At 62.1% G+C, this 12,483-nt stretch carries 20 protein-coding genes; 9 read left to right on the top strand and 11 right to left on the bottom strand.

Annotated elements, in window-relative coordinates:
- Window positions 1–49 precede the first annotated feature (49 nt).
- A complete protein-coding gene (gene groES / locus EGM87_RS11665; RefSeq protein WP_025548310.1) occupies window positions 50–364 on the bottom strand; it encodes a co-chaperone GroES in 315 nt (104 codons plus the stop codon).
- A gap of 272 nt (window positions 365–636) precedes the next feature.
- On the opposite strand from groES, the gene EGM87_RS11660 reads away from it, so the two are divergent.
- The 3 genes from EGM87_RS11660 to EGM87_RS11650 are packed head-to-tail and all read left to right on the top strand — an operon-like array spanning window position 637 to window position 1,500.
- Window positions 637–873, top strand: a complete 237-nt coding sequence (locus EGM87_RS11660) for a hypothetical protein (protein WP_048577279.1) — start codon at window positions 637–639, stop codon at window positions 871–873.
- Window positions 870–1,139: an usg protein gene (locus EGM87_RS11655; RefSeq protein WP_025548307.1), complete on the top strand. Its 270-nt coding sequence runs from the start codon at window positions 870–872 to the stop codon at window positions 1,137–1,139. Before EGM87_RS11660 ends, EGM87_RS11655 begins: the two co-directional genes overlap by 4 nt.
- The gene (locus EGM87_RS11650; protein ID WP_244968613.1) at window positions 1,117–1,500 is read left to right on the top strand and encodes a hypothetical protein; all 384 of its coding nucleotides are present in this window, start codon (window positions 1,117–1,119) and stop codon (window positions 1,498–1,500) included. The genes EGM87_RS11655 and EGM87_RS11650 overlap by 23 nt, the downstream gene beginning before the upstream one ends.
- Window position 1,501: 1 nt before the next feature.
- Here the strand turns inward: EGM87_RS11650 and EGM87_RS11645 are convergent, their stop codons facing one another.
- From EGM87_RS11645 to EGM87_RS11625, 5 genes are all read right to left on the bottom strand, one after another.
- Window positions 1,502–2,134: a MarC family protein gene (locus EGM87_RS11645; RefSeq protein WP_044660232.1), complete on the bottom strand. Its 633-nt coding sequence runs from the start codon at window positions 2,132–2,134 to the stop codon at window positions 1,502–1,504.
- Between the two features lie 104 nt (window positions 2,135–2,238).
- Complete coding sequence (locus EGM87_RS11640; RefSeq protein ID WP_137710317.1) at window positions 2,239–2,787, bottom strand: hypothetical protein; 549 nt, start codon at window positions 2,785–2,787, stop codon at window positions 2,239–2,241.
- A 16-nt stretch (window positions 2,788–2,803) separates the two neighbouring features.
- The gene (locus EGM87_RS11635) at window positions 2,804–3,151 is read right to left on the bottom strand and encodes an NADH dehydrogenase ubiquinone Fe-S protein 4 (protein WP_128830709.1); all 348 of its coding nucleotides are present in this window, start codon (window positions 3,149–3,151) and stop codon (window positions 2,804–2,806) included.
- A gap of 192 nt (window positions 3,152–3,343) precedes the next feature.
- Complete coding sequence (locus tag EGM87_RS11630) at window positions 3,344–3,859, bottom strand: Hsp20/alpha crystallin family protein (protein WP_025548303.1); 516 nt, start codon at window positions 3,857–3,859, stop codon at window positions 3,344–3,346.
- A gap of 74 nt (window positions 3,860–3,933) precedes the next feature.
- Window positions 3,934–4,407 carry an Hsp20 family protein gene (locus EGM87_RS11625; protein ID WP_025548302.1) on the bottom strand — a complete coding sequence of 158 codons (474 nt, stop codon included), beginning with the start codon at window positions 4,405–4,407 and terminating at the stop codon, window positions 3,934–3,936.
- Between the two features lie 373 nt (window positions 4,408–4,780).
- On the opposite strand from EGM87_RS11625, the gene EGM87_RS11620 reads away from it, so the two are divergent.
- On the top strand, window positions 4,781–5,605 hold the full coding sequence (locus EGM87_RS11620; protein ID WP_216614555.1) for a transposase: 825 nt from the start codon (window positions 4,781–4,783) through the stop codon (window positions 5,603–5,605).
- Window positions 5,606–5,759: 154 nt separating this feature from the next.
- Here EGM87_RS11620 and arsH read toward each other — a convergent pair whose 3' ends face one another.
- Genes arsH through EGM87_RS11595 form a run of 5 tightly spaced genes read right to left on the bottom strand, consistent with a single transcriptional unit; the run spans window position 5,760 to window position 8,299 of the window.
- Window positions 5,760–6,512: an arsenical resistance protein ArsH gene (gene arsH, locus EGM87_RS11615; RefSeq protein ID WP_099186149.1), complete on the bottom strand. Its 753-nt coding sequence runs from the start codon at window positions 6,510–6,512 to the stop codon at window positions 5,760–5,762.
- 40 nt (window positions 6,513–6,552) lie between these two features.
- Complete coding sequence (locus EGM87_RS11610; protein WP_099186148.1) at window positions 6,553–7,221, bottom strand: aquaporin; 669 nt, start codon at window positions 7,219–7,221, stop codon at window positions 6,553–6,555.
- Window positions 7,218–7,649, bottom strand: coding sequence for an arsenate reductase (glutaredoxin) (gene arsC / locus EGM87_RS11605; RefSeq protein ID WP_044660227.1), 432 nt, complete (start codon window positions 7,647–7,649; stop codon window positions 7,218–7,220). The genes EGM87_RS11610 and arsC overlap by 4 nt, the downstream gene beginning before the upstream one ends.
- Window positions 7,650–7,663: 14 nt before the next feature.
- Window positions 7,664–7,993 (bottom strand): ArsR/SmtB family transcription factor, encoded by a 330-nt coding sequence (locus EGM87_RS11600; RefSeq protein ID WP_044660226.1) that lies wholly within the window; start codon window positions 7,991–7,993, stop codon window positions 7,664–7,666.
- Window positions 7,994–8,017: 24 nt separating this feature from the next.
- Window positions 8,018–8,299, bottom strand: coding sequence for a hypothetical protein (locus EGM87_RS11595; protein WP_146001621.1), 282 nt, complete (start codon window positions 8,297–8,299; stop codon window positions 8,018–8,020).
- 145 nt (window positions 8,300–8,444) lie between these two features.
- Here EGM87_RS11595 and EGM87_RS11590 point away from each other — a divergent pair, with 145 nt between their 5' ends.
- The 5 genes from EGM87_RS11590 (at window position 8,445) to EGM87_RS11570 (ending at window position 12,472) form a co-directional block, all read left to right on the top strand.
- A complete protein-coding gene (locus EGM87_RS11590) occupies window positions 8,445–8,897 on the top strand; it encodes a helix-turn-helix domain-containing protein (protein WP_044660225.1) in 453 nt (150 codons plus the stop codon).
- 59 nt (window positions 8,898–8,956) lie between these two features.
- On the top strand, window positions 8,957–9,340 hold the full coding sequence (locus EGM87_RS11585) for a hypothetical protein (protein WP_025551794.1): 384 nt from the start codon (window positions 8,957–8,959) through the stop codon (window positions 9,338–9,340).
- 26 nt (window positions 9,341–9,366) lie between these two features.
- On the top strand, window positions 9,367–9,801 hold the full coding sequence (locus tag EGM87_RS11580; RefSeq protein WP_025551792.1) for a hypothetical protein: 435 nt from the start codon (window positions 9,367–9,369) through the stop codon (window positions 9,799–9,801).
- A complete protein-coding gene (locus EGM87_RS11575) occupies window positions 9,798–10,325 on the top strand; it encodes a helix-turn-helix domain-containing protein (protein ID WP_025551790.1) in 528 nt (175 codons plus the stop codon). The genes EGM87_RS11580 and EGM87_RS11575 overlap by 4 nt, the downstream gene beginning before the upstream one ends.
- 824 nt (window positions 10,326–11,149) lie before the next feature.
- Complete coding sequence (locus EGM87_RS11570; RefSeq protein WP_137710320.1) at window positions 11,150–12,472, top strand: NAD(P)/FAD-dependent oxidoreductase; 1,323 nt, start codon at window positions 11,150–11,152, stop codon at window positions 12,470–12,472.
- Window positions 12,473–12,483: the final 11 nt, after the last annotated feature.

Below are 12,483 nucleotides of genomic sequence, written 5' to 3'. Positions count from 1 at the left end.
GCTCCTTTCTTCAATTCCTTCCTGGTGATTAGAGGAATGACAGGCTGGCTCAGGCCGCCTGCTTCAGAGGCACGACAGTGTCGATCACGCCGAGAATGTCGCTCTCCTTCATGATGAGCAAATCCTCGCCACCGATCTTGACCTCGGTGCCCGACCATTTGCCGAACAGGATGCGGTCGCCGGCCTTGACGGACAGCTCGACGAACTGACCGCTGTCGTCACGCGCGCCGGGCCCAACGGCGACGATTTCGCCTTCCTGCGGCTTTTCCTTGGCCGTGTCGGGAATGATGATGCCGCCCGAGGTCTTCTCCTCGGCTTCGATGCGGCGGACGACCACACGGTCGTGCAAGGGGCGGAAATGCATGCATAACCTCCAGATGCAAAACAGAATGGGACAAGCCTGCCGTTCATCGGAACGACAGGTTCGCAAGAACTAGGTAAAGAGATTTTTCCGATCAAGAGATGGAATGAAATTTTTTGGCACTCGCTTCCCCGGAGTGCCAATTCAGCCATTTTCAGCGCCATGTGCCCACATCTTCCCTCTTGACGCGACTCAAGGTGTCACCAAATCTTCTCCCGTCTGCGTCACCACCGCGCGCATGAGAAAGGAGCGACACAAGGAAAGGAGTCACGGCCATGTCGCAGCCATTTTCCCGATTTCTGCACCCGTTTGACGTTGCGCACCATCCAAGTCTCGAACCCGAAGTAGAGCGGGCCATCCTCGCCTCCTGGACGTCCGACCGCTCCGCGGTGAAGGACCAGCCGGCGCTGCGCAAGCCGCCCGGTGCCAGACGCGCCGTGCCGATCAACGAGGTCTTGGCTGCCATGCGCTCGCTCGATGAAGCGCGGACGGACGGCCGCTCGCTGCAATGACCGATCGCGGCTTTATCGCACAGCTGGAGGGCTACGGTCTCACGACCGCCGAGATCCATTATTACCGGCCCGATGCGCCGTCGCTTCTCCAGCTGTTCGTCTGGCAGGAATATGATCTCGCGCCTGATTTCCCCGTGCTGTTCGATTTCCTCGACCATTGGCGGCGCGAGATCGAGGCAGCGCTCCATTCGGTTCGGATCGCCCACGGCCGACTGATCGGACCCAGGGAATGGCGCGCGGTCGATGGTATCATCCCGCTCCCATGACGCCGGTCTTGCCGAGCGCTGGCGCAAGCGGGGCGGACGGACGGTGCGCCTCGTCCTCGCCTTCGACCACATCATGGAGTTCGCGCTCGCGCTGCTGTCGGCACCGCCGGACGAGCTGGAAGCGTTGGGCTGGAGCTTTGCCGATCGCAAGCGGCTCCTCGATCACTTCCTGCGATCCGGCAAGGCGGCTGAGCATATTCCCCCGGATGCACTGGGGCAAAGTCTGATCACGCTGCGGTTGCCGCGGCGGGATTTGGCACTGCTGCAGCGCTTCGCCCGCCGTGAGCTGCCAAGGCAGCTTCCAATGCCGCCATGCTCGACCGGGTGCTTCGGGTGCTCGATCAGGCCGCATAGTGGGTGATTCAGCCGACAAGGAAGGGCGCGGCCGCGAGGCCATCGAAGATGAACTGGACGGCGAGTCCGGCGAGAAGCACGCCGGAGAGGCGGCCCACCACGTCGGCACCGGTGCTGCCGAGCAGCAGGACGAGACGGTCTGCGGTGAGCATCGCCAGCCAGGTCAGCACCATGCAGGCGATGATCATCGCGAGCACGCCGCTCCCCTCGATCCAGCCCTCGGTGCGGCCCATGACCAGTACGGCGGCCGAAAGGCTGCCCGGACCCGCAATCAACGGAAACGCCAGCGGGAAGACCGCGATGTCGCCGGGCCCCTCGGCTTCCCGGCGCTCGCCCTCGCTGATCGACGAGAGTCCCGGGCTCGAGAAGGTGAGCGTCATTGCCTGGAGGAACAGCAGCACGCCGCCCGCCACGCGGAATGCCGGTAGCGAAATATGCAGGAGCGAGAGAACCGTGCCGCCCGCCACTGCGAAAAGCAGCAAGACGCCAGAGGCGATTATGACCGATCGGGCGGCGAGGCTGATCCGCTCGCTGCGATGAATCCCAGCCGTCAGGCCGGCGAAGACCACCGCCGTTTCGATCGGACCGATCGTGACGAGCAGGGTGATGAAGCTCGAGAGGATACCGGCTGTTACGTGCATGAGCTAAGCAACTGCAGACTCGTAAAGGGAGCGGCGCCAGCGGCGCTCCCCTATGATACAGGCGACTTTGAACAACCTCCCGCGTTGACCATCAGCAGATTGCGTCATGTTCGGCGCAGCGCGTCGGTCCGGTCCGGATGGACGACCGTTGCCGACGGCGCTTCGCGGCAATCACCTGAACTGTTCGACACGACGCTGGGTTGCCGGCCCGAGCCGAGCGAGGTGGCCCGTACGCTTCGGCTGCACGTGCTTCCGCCATTGATCGTCGAGACAAAACTGTAGCTGACGGTGCCCGGAGGCAGGCTGCGCAGCGCCGTCAAGTCGATCTTCCCATCATCGGCGATCGCCGGGAGCGGCAATGCGTGGACCTGGCGCATCATCAGGTCGCTTTGCCGGTCCAAGTCGGCCGCGATCCGATCGAACAGGGCGAATGGAGCCGCCTCGAACGGATCGAACCAGGCGATCGGCGCCAGGCTGGAGGCTGGCGCGAACGTGACTTTCGGCGCCACATTACCCTGATATTCTATGCGGGCTACCGTGCCGTCCGGTAGGCCGACCTTCATCACATGACGGTCGTGGCTCGCCGCCAGCGCGGTGCCCATGACGGCGACCGCCGCCACCCCAGCCAGGACGGCTGCACGAATTTTTCGCATCAATCGTCTCCTCTGATCATGGTGAATGTGAAAATGCTATTCCGCCGCCGCCAACCGTTGTTCCCAGGCTTTGGGTGCCCTCAAGCACGGCCGCATACCGGCTGCCGCATCGCGCGTGCGGACCTGTGGGCCAGCAGCACAACTTCGGCGGGGCTTGATCGGTGAGCCGGGGCTGCATGGAACGGCCCGATCGTGCCACTCCACGAACCTCGAAGGACACGCCTTCGCGCCGACAATAGCGCACGGCCACTTCTAGGTCGGGAAAGCGGAGTTCGATCTGCGCAAGCGGATCGCCTCCTCCTGCCCATCCCATCAGCGAATCGGCGCGCGAGCTCCAGCGCTCGGCGAAGCGCAGCCGCCACATGCTCCTTGGACGCGACCGGACTGGTTGACCGCGATCGGCACCGGCTCGATGATCGCCGAGGCATCCGGCGGTAGCGCGCTTGCGCGGCTTGGGCCAGAACCATGATTGTCGTTGGCGGCACGGCTCTCCGGCTCGGGCGGAACGTCCTGCGGCTGGAGGGTCGGCCCGGGGCTAAAGCCCCGGGCCGCGCCGTCATGCGGCCCTCGCATTGATCGGAATGCGGCGGACATTCTCATTCGCCGCCTCCGACTTTGGCAGGGTGACGGTCAGCACGCCATTTTTGAAGGTCGCGCTCGCCTTTTCCTGTTCGACGCCACGCGGAAGGCCGATCCGCCGTTCGAAGCGTCCATAGCTGCGCTCGCTGTAGCCGCGGTCCTTGTCTTCGACCTCGGATTTCTTCTCGCCGCGCAGCGTCAGCACGCCTTCCTCAACGGTGATGTCGAGGTCCTTCTCATCGAGGCCGGGGAGTTCGGCCGTGACGCGGATGTCCTTTTCGGTCTCGCCGAGCTCGACATTGGGCCACGACAGGCTGCCGTCGAACCCGCCGAGTGACGGCACGCCGAAACCGCGGAAGACGTCGTCGAACAGCCGGTTCACCTCGCGGTGAAGCGACAGCAACGGGTGGTCGCTCCGGTCGCGCTCGGCGCTGACCGTGGCGGGGAGCCGGTTCTCCTGCCGGCTCCAGGGGATCAGATCACGAAAAGCCATGAGGTCATCTCCTTTTCTGGCTAGAGAGTTGAGTGAATCCCGCCGCCCGCGAGGGCGGCGGGAGGAAGTCGGGATTAGGCCGACTCGAGACTCTTCTCCTTCGTCGCCTCGATCCGAGTCTGGGTCGGCGTGTTCCCGCTGATCTCGATCTTGCGCGGCTTCATCGCTTCGGGGAGCACGCGCTGCAGGTCGATCCTCAGCATGCCATTGTCGAAGCTGGCCGAGCGAACCTCGACGAAGTCGGCCAGCTGGAACCGCCGCTCGAAGGGCTGGGCCGCGATGCCGCGATGCACATACTGCCCCTGGTCCTTGTCTTCGGCGCGCTTGCCGGTGATGGTCAGCTGGTTCTGCTGCGCCACGATCTCGATCTCGTCGGGACGGAAGCCGGGGACCGCGAGCGTGATGCGGTAACTGTCCTCGCCCTGCCGCTCGATATCGAAAGGCGGATAGCCATCGTCTTCGCGCATGCCCGATTCGAGCAGGTTGAAGAGGCGGTCAAAGCCGACCGTGGAGCGCCTGTAGGGCGCAAAGTCAAAACTGGTTCTCATTTCCAAATCCTCCTGATTGAGCAATTTGGGCATGAGACGCGCCGGAGAGAGCCGGCGCTCTCCATGTCCAACCGGACCCGGTTATCAGCGTCCGGCAAGAGAAAAGTTAGGAAGGGGGGAAAGGGTTTCAAGAGGGAATTTTCGACTGGCCCGCTCCTCTGTGCGGTCCGCCGTTCGGCAGTCCGGCGAGGGGCCTCCGGCTCTTGAAATCCTCACGACCAGAACGAGGCAATCGGTGCCGACCGGGCCCCTCTGACGGTGGCTGTTCAGCCCCCGTGATGTCGGACCGCATCGATTGCGCTCGGTGCAGGATCGCAGGCTTCATGCCGAAGCCGCCGAGTGCCTCATCAATTTGGAAACAATGGAGTGAGGCATGAACAGACCATTTGACCCTATCACGTACCCGCCACCGTCATCGGAGCGTGCGGCAGGCGCAGCCGTCTACGACGAGGGCCTTCGCCGGCCCATGCCCGGCGTCTATCGCAACATGGCGGGCTACGCACGCGCGCCGAAGCTGCCGTCTTACAACCTTCAAAGGGTGGTCGATGTGAAGAGTGGCCTCATCATCCATCACGACGCGTTCAACGACGCGAACGACAGCCATTTCCTCCACCTGGTATCGTTGGCGGCCAAAGATGTCCTGGACGCTGACGAATTGCACGTTCTGGCCGACGGCGGTTACCCCAACGCCGAGGAGGTTGCCCGCTGCGAGTCCGAGGCGATCATCGTGTCCGCACCGATCAAGCGCGGCGCGATGAATACGGAGCACTTCCGGCAGACTCAATTCGTTTATGATGACGAAAGCGACACGATCAGGTGCCCAGCCGGTCAAACTTTACGCCGGTCCAGCAAGCACACTCGCAACCGCGCGATCCGATACCGGACATCAGCGTGCAAGAGCTGCGCCCTGAAGCCTCGCTGCACGCCAGGCGTCCAACGCACGGTCCATCGACTGTTCGATCAGAGCGCGTTCGATCGGATGGACGCGCGGATCTATGCCGATCCCAGCCTGATGCGGACCAGGCGATGTACGGTCGAACATCCGTTCGGAACCATCAAACGAATGTCTGGTGGGGGTAGGTTCCTCACCAGAGGATTGCGGAGAGTGAAGGCGGAAGCGGCGCTTTCGGTGCTGGCCTTCAACATGATCCGGGTAGTGAACACTGTCGGAACCGGAGCATTGGTCCGGCCGAGCTGAACGGAGTCGCGCCGCTTCGAGACTGAAGGGCCTGGCTCGCGGCACCGCCGGCATGGCGAGTTTCTGCACAGCCTGGGGGCTGAGCCCGCCCGCAGAAGGGGCGGCCGAGACTCTGCGGCTCGGCGGCAGGGAAGGCTTTCCCCTACAGAAGCCCTTACTGCCGCTGGTGCGCGATCGCGATCGACGACAGATCGGTCTCGGGGTTCACCACCAGTTTTGCAGATTTCCGCTCCGAATAGCGATCGACAAGCTGGCCAGCATGCGGACGAAGCAGCACGGTCATCCGCACCAGTTCCTCCATCACATCGACGATGCGGTCGTAATAGCTCGACGGCTTCATCCGGCCAGCCTCATCGAACTCCTTATAGGCCATCGCGACCGACGACTGGTTGGGGATCGTGAACATCCGCATCCACCGTCCGAGAAGGCGCAGCGTGTTAACCGCGTTGAACGACTGCGAACCGCCCGACACCTGCATGACCGCCAATGTGCGCCCCTGGGTCGGCCGCATCCCCTTCATCTCGAGCGGCAGATGATCAATCTGCGCCTTCATGATGCCGCTAATCGCGCCGTGTCGCTCGGGGCTGCACCAGACCTGGCCTTCCGACCAGAGCGACAGCTCGCGCAGTTCATGGACAGCGGGATGATCGTCGCCTTTGACCTGGTCGGGCAGCGGTAGATCGGATGGATCGAATATGCGCGTCTCAGCGCCGAATAGCTGAAGCAATCTGGCAGCTTCCTCGACCGCGAAGCGCGAGAAGGATCGATCGCGTAGCGACCCGTAGAGTAGCAGGATGCGGGGTGATGGCTGGTCGTCGCCAAGGCCCAGCGCCGGGCGGGAAATAACATAGGCCGGGTCAAGCGCCGGGAGGCGATCGGGATCGTAAAGCAGGCGAACGCGGGTCATGACGGTTCCTTGGTAAGTATCGTATCGAAGAAAATCCAATCTAAGCCGCCTCGCTATGCGGTTCCGCGAAGATCGTGCCGGCAACGAAGTGCGCGGCCAGCGCGCCGATAAGCTGGGCAGCGATGAAGGCGGGCACGCAGGCCGGGGCGATCCCGGCGAAGCTGTTGCTCAACGACCGGGCGATGGTGATTGCAGGATTGGCGAAGCTGGTCGACGAGGTGAACCAATAGGCTGCGGTGATGTAGAGCGCGACGCTGATGGGGATGCTCTCGGGCCGCATATTCGCCGTTCCGAGGATGGCGAGGATCAGCCCGAATGTCGCGATGGCTTCGCCCGCGAGCTGGCCGGGACCGCTGCGGATCTTGCCCGACAATTGGAGGATCGGCAGGTCGAACATCAGATGCGCGAGCCAGACGCCAACTATGCCGCCAACGAGTTGGGCAGCGACGTAAGCGATAGCCGTATCGGTGCGGATGTGGCCGCGCAGCCGCATGACCAGCGTGACGGCCGGGTTCATATGGGAACCGGACACCGGCCCGAACATCGTGATGAGGACGAACAGGATCGCGCCGGTCGCGAGCGTATTGCCGAGAAGGGCAATGGCGACGTTCCCGCCGGCAAGCCGTTCGGCCATGATGCCCGAGCCGATGACCGTGGCGAACAGCATGAAGCTGCCCGCCGCCTCGGCAAAGACGGCACGCCGGGTCACGCGGCCGTGATGCGGTTCCCCGCCCCATCGACGACCTGCTCGCCGTCCTCCTTCGCGAAGGCTCCGCGCTGCGCATCCGGCAGGATGTCGAGCACTGCCTCGGACGGCCGGCAGAGCTTCACGCCGAGCGGCGTCACCACCAGCGGACGATTGATGAGAATGGGGTGCGCCATCATCGCATCGATCAAGGTTTCATCGGATAATGTATCGTCACCCAGGCCGAGGTCGGCATAAGGCGTGCCTTTCTCGCGCAGGAGTGCGCGCGGCGTCATGCCGGCCCGCTCGATCATTTCGATGAGCAGTGCGCGCGACGGCGGTGTCCTCAGATATTCGACGACATGCGGCTCGACCCCCGAATTGCGGATCAGCGCCAGCGTGTTCCGCGAAGTTCCGCAGCCGGGATTGTGATAGATGACGATGGTGGTCACGGGCGCCCGGTCCTTCAGCAACAAGTGAGGTCGGCGAGCAGCGGCTCGCAGAGTTCGGCGCGGCCCTGACAGCAATCCTTGGCGAGAAAGATCATGAGGCCGCGAAGCGTGTTGATATTGGCGCGCTGAATCTGATGCCGGCCGCGCTTGTCGGCGCTGACGAGGCCAGCCTTCGCCAGAACAGCGAGATGGGTGGAAAGGGTGCTTTGGCTCAGGCCGCTGGCTTCGACGAGCGCCCCCGTGGACAGACCGTCGGGCTCATGCCGGACAAGCAGGCGAAAGGCATCGAGCCGCGTGGGGTGTGCGAGCGCCGCAAGAGCTTTGAGAGCGAGGTTCGGATCCATGCATCGGATTTATCCGATGGGTTTTCATCTGACAATATGCATCGACATTTCACGATAGATTAGAGTGATCACCATCGTCTTGCCGTCTATGGAAGACTTGGCGGCCCTTCCCATTGCATCGATGCGGATTTCTTGAGCCGTTGCCGCAACCAGGTGAGGCCGGGTGCCTGATGGTGTTGCATCATCTCCCGCATGTTCGGCAATGGGATAGGGGGCTCGAAGATGTCGAGAGGCAGCGCCCTGGCCATGACGCACGCCGATCTTTCGTGCGGTCGAGCAGACCAAGCCGGCCTGTTCATGAATCACAATACTATCTAATTTGGCGTCGAATCGCTGCCCCACGCTGCGCTGAGGGAGGGGCAGCCTTGCACCATGGCGGAATGAATATGCGAATGAAATTTGGCGCCCCGGTCGATTTGTGCGCCATCGTCCCTACGCCGGATATAAGCACATGAGCGACCCGGACATCTCGCGCCTCACTGACAAGCAGAAAGAGTGTCTTCGCTTGGTCGCCCAGAATCTCAACACCAAGCAGATCGCCAGGCAGATCGGCAAATCAGATCATGCAGTGAACCAGCGCGTTCGCCAGGCATTGCGCGCGCTGGGGGTTGCCGATCGTTTCGAAGCCGCCCGCATCCTTTCTGAAGTGGAGGGACGGCAGACATATCAGCCATTGATATATCAACCGGAAGAGGTTGCCATCGCCCCGCAAATGTCGATTGTTGGGGGGCAGGAGATGCCGGTCGAACATCAAGCGCTGCGCATCCCTCCGCTGGGAGGTCGAGACAATGATCTAGATGCGTTGCAACGCATGAAGTGGATCCTGAGCCTGGCGCTCATGATCGGCGGAACGGTTGCCGCGCTCGTCGCGGCCGGCCTGTGGATCATGTCTTTCTTTTCATAGCGGTCGCGCGTTCAGACAATCCGACTTTCAAGACGACGCTCGTCGTCCAAGGAGATCCCATGTCCAAAGCTGACAGCCCCATGCCGCTTAGCAAAAATGCCGCTCAGACGGTGGTCACCGACCTGAACATGGCTTACGCCAAGCTCGACGATTTACTCGCCCACACGCTTCGGGCCAGCGCGAACATGATCGAGGTGGGGCGGTCCATGGGACTTGATCCTCTAAGCGGGCAGAAGATTTTTTCCGACCTTACGCGCTGCACAAACGCCATATTGCAAAGCCGCCAGAGCCTGGTCGAGGCGCATAGCAAGGCGCACCGCATCCGCAAGCGGTCCGAGGTCGCCGACGAGAATCTTTTTGGCTGCCCCCGGGAGAAAATGCAGAGCGGCAAGGCGGGCGTGCCGTCGCTGTTCGGCGATATACCCGGCAGTGCCGCCGCCTGAGAGACCGCCTATCTCGGGGAAGTCGAATGGATCTGTCCGCCGCCTTCAATGCAGCTCTGATCTGCATAGCGCTTTATGTCTGGCTCCAAGGTGGCTGGGCAGGAAAAGCAGGTGCCTTGCTCGTCATGCTGGCGAGCCTGCTCACCTACATCGGAATGGGTGGCCATCATCCATTCGGCAAGCCCAACCCTCTGGTGTTCAGCGGCGACCTGCTGCTGCTGATCGGGTTCATCTATCTCGCGCTGACCTCGTCACGATGGTGGCCGATCTGGGCAGCGGCCTTCCAGTTCAATGGCGTCTGTTCGCACCTGGTTGCCTGGGCAGCGCCCAAGCTGGTTTCCAAGGTCTATTACAGCATGACCACCGCCTGGGGCATTCCCATCCTGATCGTCATGGCCGTCGGCGTGCTGATGGATCAACGTGCCTCGAGAAGGCTCGAAAATGGGGGGATTCAAAGATGACCGCCATGTTCGGCCAACGCGCAGCACTGCTCCGCCCCACAGATCTTAAGGCGATCGAAAACGATCTTGCCCGCCTCAGCGAAACCATTCGATCGCTGACGGGACCTTCCGAAATCCTTGTCGATCCCGGGGGGCAGGAAACCCCTTCTTCGATGGGTGACGTGGCGGAGAAGCGTCTTGGCTCTCTGGCGCGGCGCTTGTTGCGAGAAAGCGATGCTCGGCAGGCGGTGTTACCGTTCGGCATCACTATCGATCCGGCGTGGCATATGCTGCTGGACCTTTTCGCTGCCGAAACAGAGGGAAAGGCCATTTCAGTGAGCAGCGCCTGCATCGCTTCGGGAGCGCCGCATACGACGGCGCTGCGCTATCTCAATCAGCTGTGCGAGAAGGGGGCCGTGATCCGGGCGCCGGATACCGTGGATGGCCGCCGGATGCATATTCATCTGGCGGAGGAGTTCCGCTCTCGAATACGCGACTATCTCGTTCTGGTGGCCGAGGGGCGGGAGGAGCATCAAACCCCGTAATAGCTGTCAGTTTGAGTGACCAATATGAACCCATCTCTCAGCAAGTCTTTGATTCCTTATGGGACATGGTCAAAGATAAGCGCTATCCTTCATTTATCCCGAGCCAAGAAGCCATAGGGTCGCGTTCCCGCCTCTTCGTGCCTCCCTCCACGAAGAGGCGGGACAATTTTCATCAGGGCCACCCGATTTGCATTTTGGCGGGCAATCCATCTGCCATGCCGCCACTGGCATGACTTTGTTCATGAAGGTCGTTCCGGATAGATATTACGGCACTCGCGCGATAAGGAGCCATTTCGTCGCTGGCATGCGTATATGCTGGCGAGGTAAGGGCCAGGGTGGCAATTTAGGATTATGTCGGTGGACGCATAGCGCCGCATCCAAAGCCGTTCCATCTGCGCGATGGACGACTCGGTCAGAAAGGCGCAATATCATTGCTCTTCTCCCCCTTTGGAAGAAGTCTTGGCCCCGCCTCTGTCCCCCTACTGAGGCGGGGCCATTTTCAGTGGCCGTCAGTTGCGTCGGCGGCGGCCGCAAAGTCGCTCATCCGTGGGCGACACCATCGCCAGCCCCGCCTCGAAAGTGCTCACAGCGGGCATCTTTTTTCGAACCGTCACTGCCTGGTCTAAAATGGACGGTCTGCTCGCCCTCCAACCCTTACTAGCCGGTGCGGCATGCCAGGCAGAGCGTTTCCGATCAATCAAGCGGCCAAATCCCGAAAATCTTCCGAAATCCAGCGTGATTTCGGTGCATTCTATCAAGTGCAAGATGCAATGAAGAATGATGGAACCCCGCTTCCACCTCTTTGCATCGAGGTCCGTTGAAACATGTCACCCCAGGTCGAGCGCATTCATAATGACGAGCGTCCTCCGTCTGAGGCTGACGTCGTCATCGTTGGCGGCGGCATCCTCGGCTCTACAGCGGCCTATTATCTAGCGAAGCGCGGCCTCTCTGTGGCGCTCCTCGAGAAGGGCCACGTCGCTTGCGAACAGTCGAGCCGAAATTGGGGTTGGTGCCGCCAGCAGAACCGCGACCGGCGCGAACTGCCGCTCTCCGTGCTCTCCATGCGACTGTGGGACGAACTCACGCGCGAAATTAATCGAGACCTAGGCTTCCGACGGTGCGGCCTTGTCTATGCGACTCATGACGAGGCCGTGCTCGCCGGTTGGGAAAAGTGGCGCGAGATCGCCCGGGAATACGACGTCGATACCCAGGTGCTGAGCCGGGCGGAAGTGGCCGAGCGCGTCCCCGAAGCGCGCGGCAAGTGGGTCGGCGGGACCTATTCGGAACAAGACGGCAAGGCCGAGCCTGCCCTTGCCGCGCCGGCTATTGCCGAGGGGGCCAGGGCTTTGGGCGCGACGATCCACCAGGAATGCGCGTCGCGGGCAATCGAGCTTGCCAACGGAAAGATTGCGGGCGTGCACACGGAGAAGGGCTACATCAAGGCCAGCGCCGTGCTGTGTGCCGCTGGCGCCTGGTCCTCTCGATTCCTTAGGCCGCTCGGGATCAGCTTCCCTCAGGCGAGCATCCGACAGACCGCGCTACGTTCCACCCCGACGATCAACATAGGCGAGGCGGTCTCCACACCCTACTGCACGATCACGCGCCGACTGGACGGCAGCTATACGCTTGCGATCAGTGGCAAGGCGAACCTCGAAATCACGCCGCAGGCTATCCGTTACAGCCGTGAATTCATGCCGCAATTCTTCCGTCGCCTGAAGAATGTCCGGCTTGGCATCGGCCGATCGTTCGTTTCGGGGCCGGATTCAATGCAAGCCCTGCTGACCGGCGACGATCGGATTTTCGAACAGAATCGCGTGCTGGATCCTCCGCCTTTGAAATGGCTGGTGAGCCAGGTGGTGGAGAGTGTACGGAAGACCTTCCCCCAACTCGGCCAAATCGAGATTGATAGTGCCTGGGGTGGCTTCGTCGATTGCACGCCGGACGCAGTGCCTGTCGTATCGAAGGTGGACGGGGTGGATGGCCTTGTCCTCGCGGCGGGCTGCTCCGGGCATGGGTTCGGATTGGGTCCGGGTCTTGGCTATCTGGCTGCAGAGCTTGTCGCGAACGACACGCCTAGCGTGGATCCCGTACCGTTCCGGCTGTCCCGACTGGTCGATGGATCGAAGCTGAATATCGCGGCGATCTGACTGCCGGGTCT

The sequence above is a fragment of the Sphingobium sp. RSMS genome, from assembly GCF_005406185.4.
Classification (GTDB): Bacteria; Pseudomonadota; Alphaproteobacteria; order Sphingomonadales; family Sphingomonadaceae; genus Sphingobium; species Sphingobium fuliginis.
The sequence above is the reverse complement of the archived record's forward strand: the minus strand, read 5'-3'. Positions and strand labels throughout refer to the sequence as shown.

Coding starts and splice junctions, on each gene's coding strand:
- groES (WP_025548310.1), bottom strand. CDS start 364: ATGCATTTCCGCCCCTTGCACGACCGTGTGGTCGTCCGCCGCATCGAA.
- EGM87_RS11660 (WP_048577279.1), top strand. CDS start 637: ATGTCGCAGCCATTTTCCCGATTTCTGCACCCGTTTGACGTTGCGCAC.
- EGM87_RS11655 (WP_025548307.1), top strand. CDS start 870: ATGACCGATCGCGGCTTTATCGCACAGCTGGAGGGCTACGGTCTCACG.
- EGM87_RS11650 (WP_244968613.1), top strand. CDS start 1,117: ATGGTATCATCCCGCTCCCATGACGCCGGTCTTGCCGAGCGCTGGCGC.
- EGM87_RS11645 (WP_044660232.1), bottom strand. CDS start 2,134: ATGCACGTAACAGCCGGTATCCTCTCGAGCTTCATCACCCTGCTCGTC.
- EGM87_RS11640 (WP_137710317.1), bottom strand. CDS start 2,787: ATGCGAAAAATTCGTGCAGCCGTCCTGGCTGGGGTGGCGGCGGTCGCC.
- EGM87_RS11635 (WP_128830709.1), bottom strand. CDS start 3,151: ATGTGGCGGCTGCGCTTCGCCGAGCGCTGGAGCTCGCGCGCCGATTCG.
- EGM87_RS11630 (WP_025548303.1), bottom strand. CDS start 3,859: ATGGCTTTTCGTGATCTGATCCCCTGGAGCCGGCAGGAGAACCGGCTC.
- EGM87_RS11625 (WP_025548302.1), bottom strand. CDS start 4,407: ATGAGAACCAGTTTTGACTTTGCGCCCTACAGGCGCTCCACGGTCGGC.
- EGM87_RS11620 (WP_216614555.1), top strand. CDS start 4,781: ATGAACAGACCATTTGACCCTATCACGTACCCGCCACCGTCATCGGAG.
- arsH (WP_099186149.1), bottom strand. CDS start 6,512: ATGACCCGCGTTCGCCTGCTTTACGATCCCGATCGCCTCCCGGCGCTT.
- EGM87_RS11600 (WP_044660226.1), bottom strand. CDS start 7,993: ATGGATCCGAACCTCGCTCTCAAAGCTCTTGCGGCGCTCGCACACCCC.
- EGM87_RS11590 (WP_044660225.1), top strand. CDS start 8,445: ATGAGCGACCCGGACATCTCGCGCCTCACTGACAAGCAGAAAGAGTGT.
- EGM87_RS11585 (WP_025551794.1), top strand. CDS start 8,957: ATGTCCAAAGCTGACAGCCCCATGCCGCTTAGCAAAAATGCCGCTCAG.
- EGM87_RS11580 (WP_025551792.1), top strand. CDS start 9,367: ATGGATCTGTCCGCCGCCTTCAATGCAGCTCTGATCTGCATAGCGCTT.
- EGM87_RS11575 (WP_025551790.1), top strand. CDS start 9,798: ATGACCGCCATGTTCGGCCAACGCGCAGCACTGCTCCGCCCCACAGAT.
- EGM87_RS11570 (WP_137710320.1), top strand. CDS start 11,150: ATGTCACCCCAGGTCGAGCGCATTCATAATGACGAGCGTCCTCCGTCT.